General features: G+C 61.1%; 8 protein-coding genes and 1 other annotated feature. All 8 genes read right to left on the bottom strand.

Annotated elements, in window-relative coordinates; translation table 11 throughout:
* Window positions 1-245: 245 nt before the first annotated feature.
* Window positions 246-899, bottom strand: a complete 654-nt coding sequence (gene hisIE, locus LG31_RS0118505; RefSeq protein WP_033115887.1) for a bifunctional phosphoribosyl-AMP cyclohydrolase/phosphoribosyl-ATP diphosphatase HisIE — start codon at window positions 897-899, stop codon at window positions 246-248.
* Window positions 892-1,665, bottom strand: a complete 774-nt coding sequence (gene hisF, locus LG31_RS0118500) for an imidazole glycerol phosphate synthase subunit HisF (protein WP_033115886.1) — start codon at window positions 1,663-1,665, stop codon at window positions 892-894. Before hisF ends, hisIE begins: the two co-directional genes overlap by 8 nt.
* Window positions 1,665-2,426 carry a 1-(5-phosphoribosyl)-5-[(5-phosphoribosylamino)methylideneamino]imidazole-4-carboxamide isomerase gene (gene hisA, locus LG31_RS0118495; RefSeq protein ID WP_033115885.1) on the bottom strand — a complete coding sequence of 254 codons (762 nt, stop codon included), beginning with the start codon at window positions 2,424-2,426 and terminating at the stop codon, window positions 1,665-1,667. Before hisA ends, hisF begins: the two co-directional genes overlap by 1 nt.
* Before the next feature lie 5 nt (window positions 2,427-2,431).
* Window positions 2,432-3,067 carry an imidazole glycerol phosphate synthase subunit HisH gene (gene hisH / locus LG31_RS0118490; protein WP_033115884.1) on the bottom strand — a complete coding sequence of 212 codons (636 nt, stop codon included), beginning with the start codon at window positions 3,065-3,067 and terminating at the stop codon, window positions 2,432-2,434.
* An 82-nt stretch (window positions 3,068-3,149) separates the two neighbouring features.
* Window positions 3,150-4,274 carry a bifunctional histidinol-phosphatase/imidazoleglycerol-phosphate dehydratase HisB gene (gene hisB, locus LG31_RS0118485; protein WP_033115883.1) on the bottom strand — a complete coding sequence of 375 codons (1,125 nt, stop codon included), beginning with the start codon at window positions 4,272-4,274 and terminating at the stop codon, window positions 3,150-3,152.
* Window positions 4,275-4,289: 15 nt separating this feature from the next.
* The gene (gene hisC, locus LG31_RS0118480) at window positions 4,290-5,360 is read right to left on the bottom strand and encodes a histidinol-phosphate transaminase (RefSeq protein ID WP_033115882.1); all 1,071 of its coding nucleotides are present in this window, start codon (window positions 5,358-5,360) and stop codon (window positions 4,290-4,292) included.
* A complete protein-coding gene (hisD, locus tag LG31_RS0118475) occupies window positions 5,357-6,682 on the bottom strand; it encodes a histidinol dehydrogenase (RefSeq protein ID WP_033115881.1) in 1,326 nt (441 codons plus the stop codon). The genes hisC and hisD overlap by 4 nt, the downstream gene beginning before the upstream one ends.
* A 12-nt stretch (window positions 6,683-6,694) precedes the next feature.
* Window positions 6,695-7,591 (bottom strand): ATP phosphoribosyltransferase, encoded by an 897-nt coding sequence (gene hisG / locus LG31_RS0118470; protein WP_033115880.1) that lies wholly within the window; start codon window positions 7,589-7,591, stop codon window positions 6,695-6,697.
* A 24-nt stretch (window positions 7,592-7,615) separates the two neighbouring features.
* Window positions 7,616-7,744 (bottom strand) — a sequence feature (His leader region).
* Window positions 7,745-8,003 lie beyond the last annotated feature (259 nt).

Genomic DNA, 8,003 nt, shown 5'->3' with positions numbered 1-8,003 from the left:
GAGTTAAAGTTGCAGCCGAAGATGCGCTAATTGAAGTAAATAAAAATATTTCAACTAACCCTAACTACAAAACTAAAGAGCTTGGTTTAACCCTGCTTAAAGCAAAGTTTGAAGTGGAAAATAACATCGATATTTCTGGCTATTATAATCTGATCGCATTAGCAACTTTACTTAAGTGAAGGGCTTTGATTTGGTTAGGGGAGATTTATCCCCTAGCCAAATTTTCAACTACAGCTCTATATGTATCATGCCAAATTATGCCGCTCATAAAGCCGCTGCACCACATCCTGTAATCCCAGACCCTCGTTTTGCAGCAGCACGGTCAGGTGGTAGAGCAGATCGGCGGATTCGTTGATGAGCTCCTCCCGATCCTTGGCCATGGCGGCCAGTGCCACTTCAACACCTTCCTCACCGACCTTCTGGGCGATGCGCTTGGTCCCTTTGCCGTAGAGACTGGCGGTGTAGCTGGTGGCCGGATCGGCACCTTTACGGGCAGCCAGCACCTGCTCCAGCTCTGCCAGAAAACCGAGCGGCGGCAGCGGGTGACCATGGAAGCAGGAGGTCGTCCCTTTGTGGCAGGTGGGGCCGACGGGGTTGGCGGCAATCAGCAGGGAGTCCTGATCGCAGTCGGTGCTGATGGCCACGAGTTTGAGCACATTGCCCGAGCTTTCACCCTTGGTCCAAAGCCGCTGTTTGCTGCGGCTAAAGAAGGTGACCTGACCTGTGCTCTGGGTCTTCTCCAGCGCTTCACGGGTCATAAAGCCCTGCATCAGCACCTCGCCGCTGGCGGCGTGCTGGACGATGGCGGGGATCATTCCCTCACATTTTTCCCAATCGAGCTGCTCGGCAAGGGGGCGCGCGTTGGCGGTTGTTTGTGCATTTTCAGAGAAGTTATTCACGGATGGCGACTCCTTCGGTTTTCAGCCAGCGTTTCAATTCGGGAATGGGGATAAGGCCCTTGTGGAACACAGAGGCGGCCAGCGCCCCATCCACATCGGCGAGGGTGAAGGCATCGCGAAAGTGCACCATGGCACCGGCGCCGCCGGAGGCAATCAGCGGCACCTTGCAGACGCTTCGCACCAGCTTGAGCTGGTCGAGATCATAACCCTGACGCATGCCGTCCTGATTCATCACGTTCAGCACGATTTCGCCCGCGCCGCGTTTTTGCACCTCCTGCACCCAGTCGAGAGTGTGCCAGGCGGTGGTGCGGGTGCGGCTCTCGTCACCGGTAAACTGTTTGACCTGATAGTGACCCGTCTCGGCGTCGAAGTAGGAGTCAATTCCCACCACCACGCACTGCACGCCGAAGCGCTCGGCCAGTCGGCTGATGAGGGTCGGGTCGGCCAGTGCAGGGGAGTTGATGGAGACCTTGTCGGCGCCAAATTCGAGGATCTGGCGGGCATCCTCCACGCTTTTGATGCCACCGGCGACGCAGAAGGGAATATCGATCACCTCCGCCACCCGGCTCACCCAGCTCTTGTCCACCACCCGCGCATCGCTGGAGGCGGTGATGTCATAAAACACCAGCTCGTCAGCACCTTCCTCGGCGTAGCGGCGCGCCAGATCGACAATGCCGCCCATCACCTCGTGGTTGCGAAACTGCACCCCCTTGACCACCACGCCATCTTTCACGTCGAGGCAGGGGATAATGCGTCTTGCCAGCATCAGTTGCCTCCTGTGGTAACGGCTGCGGGAGTTTGCCAGCAGGCGATGGCGTCACCCACCGAGAACTTGCCCTCCAGCAGGGCGCGGCCAAGGATGATCCCCTTGACGCCGGAGCCCTTGAGCGCCTCGATATCCGCGATGCCGCCAATGCCGCCGGAGGCTTGAAAGGCGACGCTAGGGTAGCGGGCGCAGAGATCACGATAGAGCTCGACGTTGGTGCCAGCCAGGGTGCCGTCACGGCTGATGTCGGTGCAGAGCACATGCTTGAGTCCGGCGGGGAGGAAGCGCTCGATCAGCGCTTCGATGGTCACGCCGCTGTTCTCCTGCCAGCCTGCCACCGCGATATGGCGATTGCCCTGCTCATCGATATTGACGTCCAGCGCCAGCACGATCTGCTCGGGGCCATATTTCTCCATCCAGCTGGCCACCAGATCCGGGGATTTGACCGCGGTGGAGCCGATCACCACCCGGCTGGCACCGGCGGCCAGTAGATCTGCCACATCCTGCTCCGTGCGCACGCCGCCGCCGACTTGCACCGGCGCTTCGGTGGCCGACAGCAGCTGGGTCAGCAGGGGCAGCTGGCGCGCCTTGGCGTCTTTGGCACCGTCCAGATCCACCAGATGGAGCTGCACCGCCCCCTGGGAGACATATTCGTCGAAGCGGGCCTGCGGGCTGCTGCTGTATTCGGTCTTCTGCTCGTAGTCCCCCTGATAGAGGCGAACCACCTGACCGTTGATAAGGTCAATTGCGGGAATGATCATCCTTGTTACAGCTCCAAAAAGTTTTGCAGTAGGCGGGCACCGGCTGCGCCTGAGCGCTCCGGGTGGAATTGGGCGCCAAAGAAGTTGCTGCGCTCTGCAACCCCGCCCACGATGGCGGTGAAAGGCTTGCCGTAGTCGCAGGTCGCCAGCGTCGCGTCGGTCACCTCCAGCGCATAGGAGTGAACGAAGTAGAAGTAGCTGCCGCTTGGGATCCCCTTGAGCAGGGGATGGCTCTCGTCATGCTCAATCTGGTTCCAGCCCATGTGGGGCAGGCGCAGGTTACCCACTTCCATCAGCCGGATCTTGCCCGGCACTATGCCAAGGCAGTCGATAAGCCGCTCTGGCGAACCCTGCGTGCCCATGCTCTCTTCGGAGGCCTCTGCCAGCATCTGCATGCCGAGGCAAAAGCCCAGCAGCGGCTGCTTGGCGGCGCGAATAAGGGGCACCAGCCCCCGTTCGTTGAGGTTGTTCATGGCGGCCACCGCGGTGCCGACACCGGGCAGGATCAGCTTGTCGGCCTGCTCGATATCGGCCGCTTGGCTGGAGACCAGCGGCTGCACGCCGAGGCGCTCGAACGCCATCCTGACCGAGGCCAGATTCGCGCAGCCAGTATCGATAATGACCAGTTTTTGATTGTTCATCGTGCCTTATCCATGTCGATTGGCGAGATCCGCACCATCAATGCAGTGTCGATGATGGTCGGTGTCTGCTTGCTCACCACCATCACAGCACTCCCTTGCTGGAGGGAAGCTCGCTCCCTTCCACCCGAATGGCCTGACGCAGGGCGCGGCCAAAGCCTTTGAACAGTGCCTCCACCTGATGGTGGGTGTTGCCGCTGCCCACCTTCATTTGCAGGGTGATGGCCATGGCGTCCGAGAGGGAGCGGAAGAAGTGGGGCACCATCTCGGTGGCCATCTCGCCCACGTTGTCGCGGCCAAAGCCGCTCGGGCAGTCAAACACGAAGTAGGGGCGACCACTGAGATCCAGCGCGGTACTCACCTCCTGCTCAGTGAGGGGACGCGCATCGATCACTGCCTGCACTTCATCCATCGCCAGCACGAAGCCGAAGCGGCCGATACCGCGCTTGTTGCCAAGGGCCTGACGCAGCGCCTGACCCAGCGCCAGCCCAACGTCTTCCACCGTGTGGTGATCGTCGATATGCAGATCGCCGCTGACGTTCAGCTTGAGCTGGAAACCTGCGTGGGTAGCGATCTGATCCAGCATGTGATCAAAGAAACCGATGCCGGTGGCGATCTGGTTGCCGCCGCTCTTGTTGGTGGCAGAAGGGTCCAAATCAACCGCCACCTGAATGCGGGTCTCCTTGGTGTAGCGTTCCACCTCGGCAGTGCGGCCCTTGGACAGTAGCTGATCACGGATGGCAAGCCAGTCGTGATCCTGCGGGTGGTAGCGAATACCGCCAATGCCCATGTTCTCGGCAAGCTGCAGATCGGTCTGGCGATCGCCAATCACGAAGGAGTTGGCAAAATCGATGCGACCCGAGGCGAGGTACTCTTTCACCAGCCCGAGGTGGGGTTTGCGGCAGCTGCAGCCGTCAGTGGGGAAGTGCGGGCAGATCAGCACCTGCTCCCACTTCACCCCTTGCGACTCAAATAAATGCATCATCAGGTCGTGGGGCGGTTGGAAGTTCTCCAGCGGCAGGCTGGCAGTGCCCAGTCCATCCTGGTTGGTGACCATCACCAGCACGTAACCGGCGGCCTGCAACTCGCGCAGCACCGGAATGACCATGGGCTCGAAGCGCAGCTTGGCGAGGCTATCCACCTGCTTGTCGGTCACCGGCTCTTCAATCAGGGTGCCGTCGCGGTCGATAAACAAAAACGGGGTCTTCATCGCAACATCCTTGTTTTAGAGAGAGGGAGAGGGCAGATCACGCAATACCGCCAGCACGGCATCCATCTCGCCCTGATAGCCGATGGTGATGCGAATGCAGTTTTCAAGGCCGGGTTTGGTCGAGAAATCCCGCAGTATGATGCCTGCGGCCTTCATGGCGGCGAAGACGGCGGCGCTATCCACAAAGCGCACGAGCACGCAGTTGCCCTTATCCTCGAACACCGCTTTGACGCAGGCAAGCTTTGCCAGCTCTGCCTTGAAGGCGGCTTTTTGTTTGTTGAGCTCTATCACTCGCTCGCGCATCAGCTCCAGTCCCATGGGGGAGAGGGCCTGCGCCGCGATCTGGGCGATGGGCTCGGGGATGGGATAGGGGGCGATCACCTTGGCCAGCATGGCGATCACTTCGGGATGGCCTAAGGTAAAGCCGCAGCGGATCCCCGCCAGGGCAAAGGCCTTGGAGAGGGTGCGGGTCACCACCAGATTGGGGAAGCGGGCCAGCAGGTCCACCACAGACGCCTCGGGGCAGAACTCGATATAGGCCTCGTCCACTACTACGATGGCGCGATCCCGCGCCTTCTCCAGCAGGGCGATGAGACCGTCGCGCCCCACCAGATCCCCGGTGGGGTTGTTGGGGGAGCAGAGGAACACCAGCTTCACATCGCTGAGGCGATCGGCGATGGCGAGCCAGTCCGGCTGGCGGCTGGCGGTGAGCGGCTGCTCGACGATACCGACGCCACAGGTCTCGGCACTGATGGCGTACATGCCGTAGGTCGGCGGGCAGATGAGGATCTGATCTTCACCCGCTTCGCAGAAGGTGCGGATCAGCAGCTCGATGGCCTCGTCGGCGCCGCGGCTCACCAGCACCTGATCGGGATTGACCCCGGCGTAGGCGGCATAGCCGCTCACCACCTCGGCCGGTTGGCACTCGGGGTAGCGGTTGAGGCGGCTCCCCTCAATGGTGAAGGGATAGGCTTGCGGCGCCTCGTTGGCGTTGAGCCAGACGTGGCCCTTGCCGCCAATGCGGCGAGCGGATTGATAAGGGGTGAGGGCTCGCACCACGCGGCGCGCCAGATTGGCAATGCTCATGACAAATCCTTCTGCTGTGCTGTTTGTTGGGGCGCGGCGGCCAGGGCGTTCAGCCTGAGGGTGACAGCGTTCTTGTGGCCATCGAGCCCCTCGGCCTCTGCGATGCGCTGGACTATGGGGCCAAGGCCCTGAATGCCGCGCTCGCTCAGCTCCTGCACCGTGTAGCGGCGCTGATAATCCGCAAGGCCAAGGCTGGAGCAGGTGCGGGCGTAACCGTAGGTGGGCAATGTGTGGTTGGTGCCGCTGGCGTAATCGCCGACTGACTCGGGTGTCCATGCCCCGAGGAAAATGGAGCCGGCGTTCTCGAGTTTATCCAGCAGATCGCGGGGCGCTTGGGTCTGCACAATCAGGTGCTCCGGCGCATAGGCGTTGGAGATGGCGCACGCCTCGGCCAGATCGTCACAGAGGATCACCAGACTGCTGCCGAGCGCCTGCGCGGCGATCTCCCGACGGCTCAGTTTGGCCAGCTGGCGCTTGATCTCGCCAGCGATGGCATCGGCCAGCAGCGGCGAGGTGGTCACCAGCACCACCTGACTGTCGGGGCCATGCTCGGCCTGGGAGAGCAGATCCGCCGCCACGAAGGCGGGGTTGGCGCTCTCGTCGGCAATGACCAGTACCTCGGAGGGGCCAGCTGGCATGTCGATGGCGGCGCCGCGCCAGTCGCGCGAAACCTGCCCCTTGGCTTCGGTCACATAGGCGTTGCCCGGGCCGAAGATCTTGTCCACCTTGGGGATGCTTTCGGTGCCGTAAGCCATGGCGGCGATGGCTTGCGCGCCGCCGATGGCGAACACCTGCTCGACGCCGCAGGCGCGGGCGGCAAACAGGATCTCGTCGCTGGCGGGGGACGGGGTGCAGAGCACCACTTCACGGCAACCGGCGATAGCAGCTGGAATGGCCAGCATCATCACGGTGGAGGGGAGCGGCGCGCTGCCCCCCGGCACATAGAGGCCGACCCGGCTGATGGGCTGGGTGCGCAGCTCGCACACCACCCCAGGCTGGGTCTCGACCCGCACCACCGGCTGCGCTTGGGCGGCGTGGAAGGTGCGAATATTGGCAATGGCTGCTTCGATGGCGCTTTTGATCTCGTCATCCAGCCGTGCACAGGCGGCCTCGATTTCGGCTTCGCTGACGCGCAACTGCTCACGGGGGGCGCGCTCGAAGCGCTGGCTCAGCTCGCGCAGGGCCTCATCGCCACGGCTGCGCACCGCTGAGATGATCTCTTTGACCACGGCGCCGATATCGGCCTCGTCATTGAGAGCGGGCCGGGTCAGCACGTCGGCCTGCTGGGCGGAGGAAAGGGTCTTCCAGATCAGGGTCTGCATGATGTCCCTTCCTTATTCCATCATTTTTTCGATGGGCAGCACCAGAATGGAGCTGGCACCCAGAGCCTTGAGCTGCTCCATGGTCTCCCAGAACAGGGTCTCGCTGGAAACAACGTGCAGCGCCACCTGATTGGTGTCACCGGCCAGTTGCATGATGGTGGGGCGCTCGGCACCCGGCAGCAGATCGGTGATGGCATCGAGCTTGTCTTTGGGGGCGTGCAGCATGATGTACTTGCTCTCGCGGGCCTGCTGCATCCCCTGAATGCGGGGCAGCAGTTTGTCAATGAGCTTTTGCTTGGCATCGGACAAGGGGTTGGGGGCCTGTACCAGCACCGCCTTGGAGCGGTAGATCACCTCCACCTCTTTGAGGCCGTTGGCCTCCAGGGTCGCGCCGGTGGAGACCAGATCGCAGATGGCATCGGCCAGACCCGCGCGCGGCGCCACTTCCACCGAGCCGCCCAGCATCACGCTCTTGAAGCCAAGGCCCTTTTCGTCAAAGAAGCGCTTGAGCAGCCCGGGGTAGGAGGTTGCGATGCGCTTTCCGGCAAGGCTCTCTGGCCCTGTGTAGGTCACATCTTCCTGCACCGCCAGCGAGAGGCGGCAGCCGCCGAAGTCCAGCTGCTTGAGGGTTTTGACCTCGAAGGGCAGGCCCTGTGAGGCACGAATAAGCTGCACCTCTTCCAGCACGTTCTCGCCAATGATGCCAAGGTCGACCACCCCTTCCATCACCAGACCCGGGATATCGTCATCACGCACCCGCAGGATATCGATGGGCATGTTTTCCACATGGGCGATAAGGCGCTGCTCGCGCAGGTTGATCTTGAGGCCACAGCTCTTGAACAGTGCCTGGGAGTCCTGGCTCAGACGACCGGACTTTTGCATGGCGATACGCAGACGTTGTGTTTCCATTGCTCGATTTCCTTCTAGTCAAAAACGAAAAAACCCTCGGAAGTGGGTGCTTCCGAGGGTTTCTGAATCTTGCGGTCCTTTTGGAAGTCACCAGTAACGTGTCTTCCAGCAGTCAACCTCCTGAAAGACTATTCGGGATGATGATGGTGGTGATGAGTCTTCAGGCTGGTGAACTGCATGTAATCAATCCTTTACAAATAAGATGTCGTTGTTGACGCCCGATTTAAACTACCTGCCTTGACGGAAAAAGCAACCGGAAAATGTGATTTGGTCGATTAAAGTTGAGAAAACGGTTTTTTGGTCGATAACTAGACAATAACCCCTTGCAGGAGTTCGTATCATGCCCAGCCAGGACCTGTTGTTCCCCATTTTGCCCCGGGCCCCCGCCACCCCCGGTAACGAAGAGATCAAG

The sequence above is a fragment of the Aeromonas lacus genome (genome assembly GCF_000764665.1).
Lineage (GTDB): Bacteria > Pseudomonadota > Gammaproteobacteria > Enterobacterales > Aeromonadaceae > Aeromonas > Aeromonas lacus.
Note: the sequence above shows the minus strand (reverse complement) of the source record. Positions and strands in the feature narration are given on the sequence as shown.